Source organism: Bradyrhizobium sp. LTSP857 (assembly GCF_000938285.1).
GTDB lineage: Bacteria > Pseudomonadota > Alphaproteobacteria > Rhizobiales > Xanthobacteraceae > Bradyrhizobium.
Window position 1 is genome coordinate 97,649 of record NZ_JYMS01000046.1, and the last position, 15,374, is coordinate 113,022.

At 65.0% G+C, this 15,374-nt stretch carries 15 protein-coding genes; 6 read left to right on the forward strand and 9 right to left on the reverse strand.

The features are described from left to right. Window positions 1-13: 13 nt before the first annotated feature. From UP06_RS29890 to UP06_RS29900, 3 genes are all read left to right on the forward strand, one after another. Entirely contained in the window at window positions 14-1,399 is a 1,386-nt protein-coding gene (locus tag UP06_RS29890; protein WP_045007283.1) for a TolC family outer membrane protein, read from the forward strand. A gap of 303 nt (window positions 1,400-1,702) precedes the next feature. Beyond that, window positions 1,703-2,485, forward strand: coding sequence for a PopZ family protein (locus tag UP06_RS29895; RefSeq protein WP_045007284.1), 783 nt, complete (start codon window positions 1,703-1,705; stop codon window positions 2,483-2,485). Between the two features lie 130 nt (window positions 2,486-2,615). Continuing rightward, a complete protein-coding gene (locus UP06_RS29900) occupies window positions 2,616-5,492 on the forward strand; it encodes a valine--tRNA ligase (protein ID WP_045007285.1) in 2,877 nt (958 codons plus the stop codon). A 5-nt stretch (window positions 5,493-5,497) separates the two neighbouring features. Here the strand turns inward: UP06_RS29900 and UP06_RS29905 are convergent, their stop codons facing one another. Then, the gene (locus UP06_RS29905) at window positions 5,498-6,100 is read right to left on the reverse strand and encodes a DNA-3-methyladenine glycosylase (RefSeq protein ID WP_045007286.1); all 603 of its coding nucleotides are present in this window, start codon (window positions 6,098-6,100) and stop codon (window positions 5,498-5,500) included. A gap of 130 nt (window positions 6,101-6,230) precedes the next feature. Between UP06_RS29905 and lipA the strand changes: the two genes are divergently transcribed. Both lipA and UP06_RS29915 read left to right on the forward strand, forming a co-directional pair. After that, a complete protein-coding gene (gene lipA / locus UP06_RS29910) occupies window positions 6,231-7,187 on the forward strand; it encodes a lipoyl synthase (protein ID WP_045007287.1) in 957 nt (318 codons plus the stop codon). A gap of 6 nt (window positions 7,188-7,193) precedes the next feature. Continuing rightward, window positions 7,194-7,664 carry a type II toxin-antitoxin system RatA family toxin gene (locus UP06_RS29915; protein ID WP_045007288.1) on the forward strand — a complete coding sequence of 157 codons (471 nt, stop codon included), beginning with the start codon at window positions 7,194-7,196 and terminating at the stop codon, window positions 7,662-7,664. Here the strand turns inward: UP06_RS29915 and UP06_RS29920 are convergent, their stop codons facing one another. The 6 genes from UP06_RS29920 to UP06_RS29945 are packed head-to-tail and all read right to left on the reverse strand — an operon-like array spanning window position 7,665 to window position 12,806. Further along, complete coding sequence (locus UP06_RS29920) at window positions 7,665-8,480, reverse strand: c-type cytochrome (RefSeq protein ID WP_045007289.1); 816 nt, start codon at window positions 8,478-8,480, stop codon at window positions 7,665-7,667. Beyond that, window positions 8,480-10,102, reverse strand: coding sequence for a b(o/a)3-type cytochrome-c oxidase subunit 1 (locus UP06_RS29925; protein ID WP_045007290.1), 1,623 nt, complete (start codon window positions 10,100-10,102; stop codon window positions 8,480-8,482). Before UP06_RS29925 ends, UP06_RS29920 begins: the two co-directional genes overlap by 1 nt. After that, on the reverse strand, window positions 10,089-10,655 hold the full coding sequence (locus UP06_RS29930; protein ID WP_045007291.1) for a cupredoxin domain-containing protein: 567 nt from the start codon (window positions 10,653-10,655) through the stop codon (window positions 10,089-10,091). The genes UP06_RS29925 and UP06_RS29930 overlap by 14 nt, the downstream gene beginning before the upstream one ends. Further along, on the reverse strand, window positions 10,652-10,828 hold the full coding sequence (locus UP06_RS41695; RefSeq protein ID WP_045007292.1) for a hypothetical protein: 177 nt from the start codon (window positions 10,826-10,828) through the stop codon (window positions 10,652-10,654). The genes UP06_RS29930 and UP06_RS41695 overlap by 4 nt, the downstream gene beginning before the upstream one ends. An 8-nt stretch (window positions 10,829-10,836) precedes the next feature. Then, a complete protein-coding gene (locus UP06_RS29940) occupies window positions 10,837-12,087 on the reverse strand; it encodes a cytochrome c (protein ID WP_082081740.1) in 1,251 nt (416 codons plus the stop codon). 11 nt (window positions 12,088-12,098) lie between these two features. Further along, window positions 12,099-12,806: a c-type cytochrome gene (locus UP06_RS29945; protein WP_045007293.1), complete on the reverse strand. Its 708-nt coding sequence runs from the start codon at window positions 12,804-12,806 to the stop codon at window positions 12,099-12,101. Window positions 12,807-13,241: 435 nt separating this feature from the next. Between UP06_RS29945 and UP06_RS29950 the strand changes: the two genes are divergently transcribed. Beyond that, window positions 13,242-13,421: a hypothetical protein gene (locus UP06_RS29950; protein ID WP_045007612.1), complete on the forward strand. Its 180-nt coding sequence runs from the start codon at window positions 13,242-13,244 to the stop codon at window positions 13,419-13,421. 79 nt (window positions 13,422-13,500) lie between these two features. Here UP06_RS29950 and UP06_RS29955 read toward each other — a convergent pair whose 3' ends face one another. Further along, window positions 13,501-14,112: a CinA family protein gene (locus UP06_RS29955; RefSeq protein WP_045007294.1), complete on the reverse strand. Its 612-nt coding sequence runs from the start codon at window positions 14,110-14,112 to the stop codon at window positions 13,501-13,503. A gap of 3 nt (window positions 14,113-14,115) precedes the next feature. Next, window positions 14,116-15,297, reverse strand: a complete 1,182-nt coding sequence (locus UP06_RS29960; RefSeq protein WP_045007295.1) for a bifunctional 2-C-methyl-D-erythritol 4-phosphate cytidylyltransferase/2-C-methyl-D-erythritol 2,4-cyclodiphosphate synthase — start codon at window positions 15,295-15,297, stop codon at window positions 14,116-14,118. Between the last annotated feature and the right edge of the window lie 77 nt (window positions 15,298-15,374).

Genomic DNA, 15,374 nt, shown 5'->3' on the forward strand with positions numbered 1-15,374 from the left:
CGGAATTTCAGGGATGCATGGGGTGAAGCTCTTCACCGGAGTTGCGGTTTCGGTCCTGCTGGCGGCGCTTGCCGGGCCGACGCCTGCCTTGGCGGACACGATCGAGGCTGCGCTGGTGCGCTCCTATCAGAACAATCCGCAGCTCAACGCGCAGCGCGCCCAAGTGCGCTCGACGGACGAGAACGTGCCGCAGGCGCTGTCGGGCTACCGCCCCAAGGTCAATGTGACCCTCGGCACCGGGTATCAATATCAGGATATCCAAGCAGCGCAGAAGGCCTCGCCGATCAATGGCGTCCCTCAGTCCAACAGCGCCAGCCTGAACGTCACCCAGACGCTGTACAACGGCAATCAGACTGCCAACAAGACGCGCGCGGCGGAGAGCCAGGTCTCGGGCTCCCGCGAGGCGTTGCGGGTGCTCGAGCAGACGGTCCTGCTGCAGGCCGCCACCGTCTACATGGATTATCTGCGCGATGCGGCGACGCTGGAAGTCCAGCGCAGCAACGTGCGCGTGCTGGAGCAAACGCTCAAGCAGACTCGCGATCGCTTCAATGTGGGTGAGGTGACCCGCACTGACGTCGCCCAGTCCGAGGCGCAGCTGGCAGCCGGCAGGACGCAGGAGCTCACCGCCGAATCGAATCTGACCACCACGCGCGCAAACTTTCGCCGCATCATCGGCAATGAGCCGGTAGCCCTCGCCCCGGGTTCGCCGGTCGACCGCTTCCTGCCGAAGACGCTTCCCTCTGCGGTCAGTCTCAGCTTGGTCGAGAATCCCAACGTCACGGCCTCCATGTACGGCATCGACGTCAACTATCTCCAGGTCAAGATCAACGAAGGCGCGCTGCTGCCGACGGTCACGGTCCAGGCTGCTGTCAGTACGGCCTATCAACAGACCCTGACGGTCTTCCGAACGAATACCGCGTCCGCCATCGCGACTGCCTCCATTCCGATCTTTCAGGGCGGCGCAGAATATTCGCTGATCCGCCAATCGAAAGAGAACCTGGCGCAGCAACGCCTGAATCTTGAAACCACCCGCGATCAGACCCGTGCCAACCTCGTGCAGGCCTGGGGCCAGCTGGAAGCCGGCAAGGCGCAGGTGCAGTCCGCGCAGGCTCAGGTCACGGCGTCCGAGATCGCGCTGAACGGCGTGCGCGAAGAGGCCAAGGCCGGTCAGCGCACCACGCTCGACGTGCTCAACGCGCAGCAGGCGCTGGTCAACGCGCGCGTTGCGCTGGTCACCGCGCAACACGACCGCGTGGTCGCGTCTTATTCCGTGCTCAGCGCGGTTGGCCGCCTTGCACCGCAGGTGCTCGGCCTTAACACCACGGTCTACGATCCGAGCGTGCATTACCAGCAGGTCCGCGACAGCTGGGTCGGCGTGCGCACGCCTGACGGACGCTGATTGCCGTAGTTCTCCGGTCGGCCTCGCAAACAGTCGAGGCCGACCGGCGGTTTGCTTGCAATCGTCAAAATCCCTGACATAGCCTTGCCAAGACGTTGCGGGTCGATTCGCCCCGCATTCGATGTTGCGTGCGTAATGCTGGAGTGACGGGGCAGGGGCGCACCGCCGCACGTTGAGCCGTGATCTGGGGACAAGTCTGGCTGTCACGACGAAAATGTCGGGCCGCCCGTCCGGAACCGGCCAATCCTGTCGTGCTTGGTGTAAAACAACGCATGCGAGGGCGTTGATGATGTGGAGTCGGAGATGACGCAGCCTGCAAAGGTCACAGAACCCTCGATGGAGGAGATTCTGGCCTCGATCCGGCGCATCATTGCCGACGATGAGGCCAAGCCGCCGCCGGCCGAGGCCGCGAAGCCAGCGCCCGCCGCGCCTGCGCCGAAGCCGCAGGCAATGAATGACATTCCACCCTCCAAGGTTGCCCCGGCTGCGAAGCCTGCTGCTGAGAGGCCGGCGCCTCCGCCCGCCGCTGCCAAGCCGGCGCCCCCTCCGACCCCTGCTGCGGTTGAATCCAACAACCAGGACGATATCGACGCGCTGCTGGCTGGCCTAGATGGCGCCACCGCGGCGCCGGAGGTGCGGGCGCCCGAACCAGAGCCTGAGCCCGAGCCCGAACCTGACGTTCTCGAACTGACCGACGAGATGGCGGTCGAGGTTCCCGCGCCGACGCCGTCGCCCCCGCCGCCGAGCTTCCGCAAGGTCGAGCCACGGGACGATCTTGAGTTCGCTGAGCAGCCGGCCCCGCCGCGCCGTGCGGCCCCGCCGCCGTCTTACGAGCCGGTTGATTACGATGCGCCGCCGTTGCCCCCGCAACAGCCGATCCTGGCGCAAACGACGGTGTCGGCGGTCGAATCCGCCTTCAATTCCCTGGCCCACACGGTGCTCAGCAGCAATGCGCGGACGCTGGAGGATCTGGTCAAGGAAATGCTGCGCCCGATGCTGAAGTCCTGGCTCGACGACAATTTGCCGGGGCTCGTCGAACGCATCGTGAAGGCCGAAATCGAGCGGGTTTCGCGCGGCGGCAGGTAGGGTGGGCCGCACCGGCCCCGATAAAGGCCTGCTCTTGTGTCATATTCGGCTGGCCGGTCGGGTCGGAAAGCCCTTTTGCCGCTGAGCTTTCCGTTGACTTGAACCCCGCACGCGGCTTTCTAGCAGCCCCATGATCGAGAAAAATTACCAGCCCGCCGATATCGAAGCCCGCATGTCTGTTGTGTGGGAGGACAGCCTTGCCTTCAAGGCCGGCCGCCCCGACCGCCGCGATGCCGCGCCCTTCACCATCGTGATCCCGCCGCCGAACGTGACGGGCTCGCTGCATATGGGCCACGCCCTCAACAACACGCTCCAGGACATCCTGTGCCGGTTCGAACGCATGCGCGGCCGCGACGTGCTGTGGCAGCCCGGTACCGACCATGCCGGCATCGCCACCCAGATGGTGGTCGAGCGCCAGTTGATGGAGCGCCAGCAGCCCGGCCGCCGCGAGATGGGCCGCGAGAAGTTTCTGGAGCGGGTCTGGCAGTGGAAGGCCGAGAGCGGCGACACCATCATCAACCAGCTCAAGCGGCTCGGCGCCTCCTGCGACTGGTCGCGCGAGCGCTTCACCATGGACGAGGGCCTGTCGAAGGCCGTCGTCAAGGTGTTCGTCGAATTGCACCGCGACGGCCTGATCTACAAGGACAAGCGGCTGGTGAACTGGGACACCAAGCTGCTGACCGCGATCTCCGATCTCGAGGTGCAGCAGACCGAGGTCAAGGGCAGCCTCTGGTATCTGCGCTATCCGATCGAGGGCAAAGCGTTCAGCCCCGAGGATCTCTCGAGCTTCATCGTCGTCGCCACCACACGCCCCGAGACCATGCTCGGTGACACCGGCGTGGCCGTGCATCCGGACGACGAGCGCTATCAGAAGCTGGTCGGCAAGCACATCATCCTGCCGCTGGTCGGCCGCAAGGTGAAGATCGTCGCCGACGACTATTCCGATCCCGAGAAGGGCTCGGGCGCGGTGAAGGTGACGCCGGCGCATGACTTCAACGATTTCGAGGTCGGCAATCGCCACGGCCTGCGCCGCATCAGCGTGCTCGACAAGGAAGGCTGCCTCGATCTCCTAGATAACGAGGATTATCTGCGCGACCTGCCTGAGGGTGCGTCGCAACTCGCCGAGGAATTGCACGGCGTCGACCGTTTCGCCGCGCGCAAGCGCATCGTCGAGCGGTTGGAGAATTTCGGCTTCGTCGAGCGCATCGAGGCGCACACCAACATGGTGCCGCATGGCGATCGCTCGAACAGCGTGATCGAGCCGTACCTGACCGACCAGTGGTACGTTGACGCGAAGACACTCGCAAAACCCGCGATCGCGGCGGTGCGTTCGGGCGAAACCAATTTCGTGCCGAAGAACTGGGAAAAGACCTATTTCGAGTGGATGGAGAACATCCAGCCCTGGTGCATCTCGCGCCAGCTCTGGTGGGGCCATCAGATCCCGGCCTGGTACGGTCCGGACGGCAAGGTCTTCGTCGCCGAGACCGAGGAGGAGGCCGTCAGCCACGCGCTCGGCTATTACGTCGAGCAGGAAGTGATCACGGTCGAGCAGGGGCGCGAGATGGCGCTCGACCGCAACAAGCGCGAGGGCTTCATCACCCGCGACGAGGACGTGCTCGACACCTGGTTCTCCTCGGCGCTGTGGCCGTTCTCGACGCTCGGCTGGCCCGACGACACGCCGGAAGTGAAGCGCTACTACCCGACCAATGTGCTGGTCACGGGCTGGGACATCATCTTCTTCTGGGTGGCCCGAATGATGATGATGGGCCTTCACTTCATGAAGGAGCCGCCGTTTTCGACCGTCTACATTCACCGTCTCGTTCGCGACGAGAAGGGCGCCAAGATGTCGAAGTCGAAGGGCAACGTCATCGATCCGCTCAACCTCATTGACGAATACGGCGCTGACGCACTCCGCTTTGCGTTGGCACGCGAGGCGGCCCATACGCATGACATCAAGCTGTCGTCGCAACTCGTCGAGATCAATCGCAATTTTGCGACCAAACTCTGGAACGCCTGTCGCTTCGCGGAGATGAACGATTGCATCTTGCCCGAAGGCTTTGAGCCCGCGAAGTCGAAGGAGCCGCTGAATCGCTGGATCGCACACAAGACTGCGGAGGCCACTCGCGAGGTGACGCAGGCTCTTGAAGCTCACAGCTTCAACGATGCGGCGAGCGCAATGTACCGGTTCGTCCTAAACGTCTATTGCGACTGGTATGTCGAACTCGCAAAGCCTGCGCTGCTCGGCGCAGACGGCCCGCTCAAGGCCGAGACCCGCGCCATGGTTGCGTGGGCGCGCGACGAGGTGCTGAAGCTCCTGCATCCCTTCATGCCCTTCATCACCGAAGAGCTGTGGGAGGTCACCGCCAAGCGCGACGGCTTGCTCGCGCTGGCGCCATGGCCGCTGAAGCCGGACGTGCCGACGCCGGAGCAGCTCGCCATGCTCGCCGCAGCGGTCGGACCGACCGATCCGCTCATCTCGCCGATGTTGGTCATGCCGATCTTCGATCATGCCGATTTCACCGATCCCAAGGCTGAAGCCGAGATCGGCTGGGTGATCGATCTCGTCACGCAGATCCGTTCGGTGCGCGCCGAGATGAACATCGCGCCGGCAACGCTGACCGCGCTGGTGCTCGCGGGGGCCTCGGCCGAGACCAAGGAACGGGCGCCGCGCTGGACCGACGTCGTTAAACGGATGGCGCGGCTCTCCGACATCTCCTTCGCTGATCGCGCGCCTGACGGTGCGGTTCAGCTTCTCGTGCGCGGCGAAGTGGCCGCATTGCCGCTGAAGGGCGTGATCGACGTCGCCGCCGAGCGCACGCGTCTCGACAAGGAAATCGGCAAGGCCGATGCCGATATCAAGCGCGCCGAGTCCAAGCTCGCCAACGAGAAATTCGTCGCCAACGCGGCCGAGGAGGTCGTCGAGGAGGAGCGCGAAAAGCGCGAGGCCGCGCTGGGGCGCAAGGCCAAGCTGCTGGAGGCGATGGAACGGCTGAAGCAGGCGTCGTAGCGTCGCTACTTCGGGAACGGCTTGCTCAAAAACTTCGAGCCCTTGACGCCATAGCGCCAGGGCAGCTCGACCGCCTTGGTGAGGCCGATCCGGATGCCCGTCGCGACCTCCACGTCCTCCGTCCGCGCATGCAGCGCGATCGGCGGCCGGTCCAGCGGCAGGGCGTTGTGGGCGATGGTGATGCCGAGCGCTTCCGTCAGCTTGCCGGGGCCCGAGCAGAGCGCATGCACATCGACCGTGTGACGGCGGCGGCGCATCTTGGCGATGCCATGGGTCGGCTCCAGGGCACGGATCAGCACGGCGGCGGCCGAACCTTCTTCCTCGCAAACGAAGTTGATGCACCAGTGGATGCCGTAGGAGCGGTAGACATAGACGTAGCCGGGCGGGCCGAACATCACCCGGTTCCGCGGCGTCGGGCCATTGTAGGAGTGCGCCGCCGGCTCGGTATGATGATAGGCCTCGACCTCGACGATGATCCCGCCGACGCCATCGACGAGCAGGGTGGCGCCGATCAAGTCGGGCGCGACCTCGTGGACGCTACGTCCGAAAAAGGCACGCTTCAGGGCCTTGCCGAGCCGCGGTTTGGAGCCGTTCGATGCTGGAGCCATTCGAGATGAGAATCGCTTGAGAACAGAGCAAGATATTGCCCATATCTGCCATGTTCCCTGAAGCAGCGCGAGCCGGGTTGCGATGGCGAGCGAGACCGATTAGGTAGGACCTGAACAGACCGGACACCCCATGGTCGTTATTGTCGACACCATCTCGAACCCGCTGCGCCCGCGTCACCCCGAAAAGGTGAATCGCCCCGACTCCGCTTCGCCGCCGAAGCCGGACTGGATCCGCGTGCGCGCGCCCAACACCCGCGGCTATGCCGACACGCGCAACATCGTGCGCGCCAACGGCCTGCACACGGTATGCGAGGAGGCGGGCTGCCCGAATATCGGCGAGTGCTGGGACAAGAAGCACGCGACCTTCATGATCATGGGTGACACCTGCACCCGGGCCTGCGCCTTCTGCAACGTCAAGACCGGCATGCCGAATGCGCTGGACGCAGCCGAGCCGCACAACGTCGCCGAGGCCGTGGCCAAGCTGGGCCTTGCCCATGTCGTCATCACGTCCGTCGATCGCGACGATCTCGCTGACGGCGGCGCCGAGCATTTTGCCCAGACCATCCGTGCCATCCGGGTTGCGTGCCCCTCGACCACGATCGAGATTTTGACGCCCGACTTCCTGCGCAAGGAGGGCGCGCTGGAGGTTGTCGTGGCCGCCAAGCCCGACGTCTTCAACCACAATCTCGAGACCGTGCCGTCGCGTTACCTGACGGTGCGGCCCGGCGCGCGCTACTTCCACTCGATCCGGCTGTTGCAGCGGGTCAAGGAGCTCGATCCCGCGATTTTCACCAAATCCGGCATCATGGTCGGCCTCGGCGAGGAGCGCCACGAGGTGCAGCAGGTGATGGACGATCTGCGCTCTGGCGACGTCGACTTCCTCACCATCGGACAATACCTCCAGCCGACCCGCAAGCACCACGCGGTGATGCGCTATGTGCCGCCGGATGAGTTTTCATCCTATGAGAAGGTCGCCTACACCAAGGGCTTCCTGATGGTGTCGGCAAGCCCGCTCACCCGTTCGTCGCATCATGCCGGCGAGGATTTTGCAAGACTGAAGGCCGCACGGGCCGCGACCGCCCGCTGAACCGCTATGCCTAAATTTTCGAGCAAGCGCCGTGTCCATCACAGCGCATCCGAGATGTTTGATCTGGTCGCTGATGTCGAGCGCTATCCGGAATTCGTACCGCTGTGCAGCGCGCTGAAGATCCGTCAGCGCATGCCGAAGCCCGATGGCACCGAGGTGCTGATCGCCGACATGACGGTGTCGTTCAAGCTGGTCAAGGAATCCTTCACCAGCCGGGTGACGCTCGATCGCGCCAACCTGAAAATCCTGGTCGAATATCTGCAAGGTCCGTTCAGTAATCTTGAGAACCGTTGGACCTTCGAGCCCAAAGGCGATGATGTCTGCGACGTCGGCTTCTTCCTCGCCTATGAGTTCAAGAGCCGCATGCTGGCGCTGCTGATGGGTTCGATGTTCGACGCCGCGTTCGCGCGCTTCTCCACCGCGTTCGAAAAACGCGCGGATGCGGTCTACGGCCGGCCGAAGCTGGCGTCGACCTGATCAATCCACCGCCTTCACGATATCCGGCGGCTGCGAGGCGTAATACGCCGCGGCCGCTCCGATCTCCTGCGGCGTCAGCGCGCGTGCGATGTTGCGCATCTGCTGGCTGATGTCGTTGCGACGTTCTCCTCCGGCAAAGGCCTCGAGCTGGGCCTTCATATAGGCCTCGGACTGGCCTTCGAGCCACGGGCTGCCGGTCTTGTTGTCGAGACTGCCGTGGCACGCGCCGCAGGGAGCAATCCCGCGCATCGGTGCGCCATAGATGACGATGTTGGGCTTGGGCAGTTGCGGTGTCGGGTGATAGGCCGGAAGCCGCGGCAGATAGGCGTAGTAGTTCGAGAGATCGGCGATCTCTTCGTCCGTCAAATTCACCGCAAATGGCGACATCACCGCGTTGGTGCGCGCGCCGGATCGGAAATCGTGCAGCTCCTTGTAGATCACGGCCGCATACTGGCCGGCGAGGTTTGGCGAGTCCGCGCGGCTGATCCCGGTCGGGCCATGGCAGATCGCGCAACGCTGCGCCAGCGTGGCGCCGCGGCCGATCGCCTCCTGGCTCGGGCGCGACAGTGTGTGCGAGGTCAGCACGACCTCCGACAGGCGTTTTGTCTGTTCGGGCGCCGTCACGTTTGCCGCGCGTTGCGGCACGCCGGCGGCGCTACAGATCGCGTCCCAGACATTGGCGAACTGCACCCAGGGCTGCGCGAAGGGCAGCACGATGAAGCCGGTCATCGCCGTCACGATGAGCATTGCGGCGATGATGCCGACGCCCGCGGTGAAATGGCGATTGCGGAAGGTGAAGAGGTCGCGCGCGCTCATCACTGCGCTCCCACATAGACGGCCGGCACCGACGTGCCCTCGGTCAACGCCAGCGTCAGGATCGGATAGCCGTAATTGGTGATGGTGAGCACGATCATCAGCGCCACCCATAGGGCATGCGTATTGAGCGCGACCGGCACGGTCGCCGGCTGGTGCACGGCGATCGCAAAGCGGTACGGTCCGGCATCAGCCTGCGGCGCGCGCATGCCGCGGGCCAGGATGACCAGGAACAGCAGGCCCGAGGTCAGCAGGATGAAGCCGCCGAACGCCGAGAATGTCACCGAGAGCGCCTGCGGCGCGATGGCGGGATGGCCGAAGTCGAAATAGGCCATGCGGCGCGGCATGCCCAAAATACCGACCCAATGCCAGGGGAACGTCGTGACGATCATGCCGATGAACCACAGCCAGAGCTGGGTGCGGATCAGACGGAGATCGATCAGCTCGCGGCCCGTCAAATGCGGCCACAGATCATAGGCGATCGCAAAGTACATGATGACGATGGCGCCGCCGAAGATCAGGTGGAAATGGCCGGTGATCCACTGCGTGTTGTGGATGGAAGCATCGAGCTGATAGCTCATGTTGATGAGGCCGCCGGCGCCGCCAAAGCCGAGCATCACGAAGGAGAAGGCGAGCGCCAGCATCATCGGATTGTCCCAGGGCAGCGCTCTGATCCAGCCGAACATCCCACGGCCGCCGCGCAGCCGCGCGGCGATCTCGACCGAGGCGCAGATCGTGAAGACCGTCAGCAGCGTCGGCAGCGCAACCAGCGCCGTAAAGGCCGAATGGATGAACTTGAAGCCGGCGCCGACCTGCGGATCGGCGAAGGTGTGATGCATGCCGATCGGCATCGCCACCACCAGGAACAGGATGAAGGAGATCCGCGCCATCGTGTCGGAATAGACCCGGCCGCCGATCGCGCGCGGCACGATGGTGTAATAGGCGATGTAGGTCGGCATCAGCCAGAAATAGACGATGGCGTGCAGCGTCCAGGAGAAGAACACGCGGGCAAGACCGGCGTCGATGGTGGCCTTCAACCCCACCGAGACGGGGATGATCTGCAACAACAGCTCGAGCGCCGCGCCGACTGCGGTCCAGGCCCACAGATAGGAGCCGGCGACATTGGCGAACATCGCGAGCGGCACCGGTGCACCGGGATGGGCCTTGCGCCAGACTCGCAGATTGATCGCCATCAGCGCGACCCAGACCCAGGAGCCGACCACGACCAGCACGACGCCGATGTAATAGAACGGGCTGCCGATCAGCGGCGGATAGAAGGTGTAGAGCACCGAGGCGCGGCCAAGCGCGATCGGGATGATCGCCATGACGCTGCCGAGGACGATCAGCCAGAACCCGGCCCAGGCCCAGCGCGCGCCGACGAGGCGCTGCTCCAGCGCGGACTCGCTGATGGCGTAGCCAAAGCCCATCGCGACCAGGGTCGGGAACACGTAGCCCATCACCGTGCCGTGCGCGGTCAGCGAACGGTAATAGAGTTCGGGATTGGAGAGCCATGTGCCGATCGGGCTGCGGATGAACATCTGCCAGGCGCCGAGCGTGAGTGCGACGCCGAACACCGTGAAGGCAAACCAGAAATGCGCGAGGATGAGCTTCCTATTGGCCAACACAGCTCAGCCTCCCGCCGCCCTTCGCACGATTGGCGAAGTCGGCCTTGTCGATCACCCGGACCTTGCCCCACATGCCCTCATGGCCAAAGCTGCAAAACTCCTGGCAGGGCATCAGATAGTCGCCGGTCCTGGTAAAGCGCATGAGCTGCTCGGAGATATAGCCGGGCACCAGCATGGTGTTGACGTTGGTGCCCTGAATCAGGATGCCGTGCACGACGTCGGCGCTGGTGGCGCGCAGCGTGATCGGCGTATCGACGGGCACGATGATGCAGGCCGGCGTGAAGGAATATTGCTGGCCGATCGCGCGCACGGTCACAGCGCCGTTGGCCTCCAGTACGCTGCCGAGATTGCTCTCGACGAATTCTCCGGAGAGATGAATCCTCGACGGATCGACGGTCTCGACGCGCGGCTGCGGCATGGTCGCGCGATGGATGCCGGCAAACGCCGCCAGCAACGCCATCATCACGACGATGATCACAGCGATGGTGGCCCAGCGCCGCTCGACGCGGGCAGCGACCTCGGCGCTGCCATGACCGTCCTCCTGAACGCTCATTGCAGCGACCCGCGCGGCAGGAAGACGAACAGATAGAATGCGAACCACATCGCGACCACGCAGGCCGTAGCGATGCCGGCGACTGCAATGGCACCGGACGGGCCCTGGGCTACGACCTCCTCGACGGCCTGGTCGGCGGCGGCGGGGCTGGTCGGAGGGTCGGAATTGAACATGGCGCCTCTCAGTTCAGCGGTGCGGAGCGCAGCTCGTTGGCCTCGCGCGCCGAGACCGGCGTGCCGCGATTGCCCCAGGCGGTGCGGATGTAGGAGACGACGGCGGCGACCTCGTTGTCGGACAGGAGGCCCGCGAACGGCGGCATGCCATAGGGCATCGGATTGCCCTTGGTGCCCGGCGGATAGCCGCCATTGAGCACCATGCGGATCGGATTGACCGCGGACTGCATCTCGATCGACTGGTTGTTGGCGAGCGGCGGCCAATGCGGCGGCCTGCCTTCGCCCTGCGTGCCATGACAGCTCGCGCAATTCTTGTCGTAGACGGTCTTGCCGAGGCTGATCAGCAGGCTGCTCTCGGTGGTCGGCAGCGCCGAGCTCGGCGGCGGCGGAGCCGAGGCCTCTGCGATACCCTTGAGGTACACCGCCATCGCCCTGGTGTCCTCGTCGTTGAGATATTGCAGGCTGTTGTGCACGACCTCGGCCATCGGGCCGTAAACGACGCCACGCGTGGAGACACCGGTCTGGAGCAGATCGGTGATGTCCTTGATGCTCCAGTCGCCGAGCCCGGCCTCGCGATTGGAGGTGAGGGACGGCGCGTACCAGTTCTGCATCGGGATCAGGCCGCCCTTGAAGGCGTCCGATTGCGAGGTGCCACCGAGCGCGTTGATCGGCGAATGGCACATGCCGCAATGGCCGAGGCCCTCGACCAGATAGGCCCCGCGATTCCATTCGGCCGATTTGGATGGGTCCGGCTTGAACTCGCCCTCGCTGAAGAACAGCGTGCGCCAGCCGAGGATGAGCTGGCGGTTGTCATAGGGGAAGCGCAGCTCGTGTGGCTTGTTCTTCTGGTTCACAGGCTGAATCGAACGCAGATAAGCGAAGATCGCGTCGCTGTCGGCGCGCGTGACCTTGGTGTAGGACGCAAACGGCATCGCCGGATAGATCAGCCCGCCGTCCGGGAAGCGGCCATTGTGCATGGTCCGGTAGAAGTCGTCGGCGCTCCATTTGCCGATCCCCGTCTCCGAATCCGGCGTGATGTTGGAGGTGTAGATCGTGCCGAACGGGGTCGGCATGGGGCGTCCGCCAGCGAACAGGCGGCCTTCCGACGCGGTGTGGCAGGCGGTGCAGTCGCCGGCGCGGGCGAGGTATTCGCCGCGCGCGATGATACCGCTGGTCTTGTCGCTTGTTTTGTCCTGCGCCTGGACAGCCGTCGTGAGTGCGGCGAGAGCGAGGAGCGTGATCGACAGTCTCAAGCCCATCATCCGCCTCATCAATTCGGCTGGCTGCCGCAGCCGAACGGCAGCGCGTAGGTGCCTTTCGGTACGGGGGCCGGGTTGGTAGGCGCCGGGCGCGTCGCGAGCCAGGCCGCGACCGCGGTGACGTCGGCCTCGGTCAGGTGGCCAGCGACGAGCTGCATGCAGTCGGGCGACTTCGCCGTGCGGGTGCCGTAGCGCCAGGCGCCGAGCTGGGCGCTGACGTAAGCGGCGCGCAAGCCGAGCAGGCCGGGGATGCCGGGCTGCATGCCTGTCAGCTCCGGGCCGTGGCAGCTCACACAGGCTGGAATGTTGCGGTTCGCATCGCCGCTGGTGGCGAGCAGCTCGCCCTGCGCCAACACGTCCTTGCTGACCTCGCTCGGCGCGGGCTGCGGCAGCGGGGGATGCTCGCTGGCAAAATACTCCGCTATCGCCTCCAGATATGGATCGGGCAGAAACTCCAGCAGATAGTTCATCGGCGGGTATTTGCGTCGGCCGCTGCGGAAGGCGAGGAGCTGGTTATAGAGATAGCCGGCCGGCTTGCCGGAAAGGCGCGGGAAATAGACGTCGCTGGTGCCTTCGCCCTTGTTGCCGTGACAGGGCGTGCAAGCTTCCACCCGCGCCGCCATCGTGTCCGGCGGCTGGTTGGCCGTTTGGGCGGCCGCACCATCAATAGCGACGAAGGTGGCGATGGCAGCGAGTGAAGCTACGGTACGAGCGAACACAGTGTCGCCCTCCAGAGGGCTGGGCCGGTTGATTCCTGGCCACAACGTAAAGCGGCGTTGTTGCGCCAGTATAGGCGTGCAGAAGCTCTGAAGGGAACAAAGACGTTTGGTCGCGCCGCGGCTTCGCAGATCATGATCGATTTCGACAAACCTGCGTGCAATTTGAAAAGCAAGCGCGACGTCGTCGTCTCGCGGCGCTTCTCACTCGGCGCAGCATAAGCAAACGTTGCTGGCGACGGCATCGCAAGCTCTGCGCACAACCCTCAATTTGAACTCGGCGCTCCCGGGAGTGACAAGTGCAGTTTGTGCCAAAATACGATGTGCTGACAGAACACCTCTTGCCATCAGCGGCACACGTAGAACGGCTGCATGTCTGGTGCTGATCAACTACAATACGAGTCGGGCGCGGGGGCTTGTATGGCGGGACCAGGGGACATGGCACGCTGGAAGCAATCGTGGAGTGAGGAAGACCTCAGGAGGCTGAAGACACTCGCGGGCACCAAGCCGATCACGATGATCGCAAAGGAGCTCGGCCGGACCACGGGGACGGTGCTTGCGAAGGCGATCGAGCAAAAGCTCCCTGTCATGTATCGGATCACGCAGACGCAACAATGATCGGGACACCGCAACGCCGATGCGGTCAAGCCGCGCGCCCGGTCATGCAAGTGCGTGGCTTGCGACGGTGCGAGGCGCTTCAGCCTCGCGGCGACCGCGGCGGCCTGCGCTTTGCAGCGTGCCGTCTCGGCGTCCGCGTCACGCGCGGGCGCAGGCGGGTTGCGGCGGCAGCACGGCGCGGCTTGACCTGGGCTTGCGGGCCGCGGGCGAGATCCATCAGCATGCGCAGCGCCTCGACCACGGAGCGGGCGCGCACGGCAGAGCGGCCGATCGCGCCAAAGCGCTGCTCGCGGTGGACGATGCGGCCATCGCGCGCGGCGACGGCGAAATGCACGAGCCCGACCGGCTTGCCGGGCGTGGCGCCGCCGGGGCCGGCAATGCCGGTGATGGCTACCGCAAGATCGACGCCGGCGCGCTCCAGCGCACCGACCGCCATGGCGGTCGCGGTTTCCTTGCTGACAGCGCCGAAATTCGTCAGCGTGCTGGCCTCGACGCCGAGCATGGCGCGCTTGGCATCGTTGGAATAGGTGACGAAGCCGCGGTCGATCACATCGGATGAACCGGGGATGTCGGTCAGCGCGCCGGCGACAAGTCCGCCGGTGCAGGACTCAGCGGTCGCGATCGTCAGCTTCCGCATCCGGCACAAATCGAGCAGCGAGCGGGAGAGGGCGCGTGCGTCGCTGCCGGCCATGGCCTAGACACCCCAGGGAAGGCGAATGGTGGCGCTCGCGGTGGCCGCGATGCCTTCCTCGCGGCCGGTGAAGCCCAGCCGCTCGCTGGTCGTCGCCTTCACCGCGACGCGGGAGATGTCGACGCCGGAGATCTCGGCGATGCGCGCGCGCATGGTGTCGCGCAACGGGCCGATCTTCGGCCGCTCGCAGATCATGGTCACTTCGAGATTGGCGACGCGTCCGCCACGTGCGGTCACACGCTCGATGGCGTATTTCAAGAACTGGTCGGAGGAGGCGCCCTTCCACTTCGCATCGCTCGGCGGAAAGTGCGAGCCAATGTCGCCGTCGGCCAGCGCGCCGAGAATAGCGTCAACCAGCGCATGCAGGCCGACATCGCCGTCGGAATGCGCCAGAAAGCCCCTGGTGTGCGGCACCCGCACCCCGCAGATCATCAGGTGATCGCCCTGGCCGAAGGCATGCACGTCATAGCCCGTGCCGGTCCTGATGTCGCCGAGCAGGCTGGCCAGGCGCGCTTCCTCGCGCACGAAATCTTCGGGAGTGGTGAGCTTCATGTTGGCAACATCGCCTTCAAAGGTCGCAACCGTCAATCCCGCCCATTCGGCGATCGCGGCATCATCGGTGAAATCGCTGCGTCCGTCCTTGGCCGCGCGACGATGCGCTTCGAGGATGACATCGAAACGAAAGGATTGCGGCGTCTGGGCGATGCGCAGCCGCGCGCGGTCCGGCGTGTCCTCGACATTGCCGCCTTCGCCGGTGAGCTTGATGGTGTCGGTCACGGCAATGGCGGGGATCGCGGCGCCGGTGCGGCTCGCCGCATCGATCGCGCGCGAGATCAGGCCCTGCGAGACGAAGGGCCGCGCGGCGTCGTGGATCAGGACGATGTCCGGCTTGTGCCTGGCGAGCGCTTCGAGACCTGCGAGCACCGAGGCCTGACGGGTGGCGCCGCCATTGGTCGGCGGCTCGTGGCTGAGCCCTGCGACCGCTGCCGCGAACATGGCGCTGTCGTCAGGGTTCACCACCGGCTGCACGGCAAACACGTCCGGATGACGGCTGAAGGCTTCCATGGCGCGGAAGATCACAGGCTGCCCGCCGATCTCGCGATATTGCTTCGGGCCGCCGGCACCGGCGCGCAGGCCGCGTCCGGCCGCGACGAGGACGACTGCGGTGCGTTGTGATTTCGCCATAGGACTCAAATATTCAGTTGATGGTGAACAGTCGGGGAGTGGGTAATTGACGGCATGCCTCTAGCACGGCAGGCCCG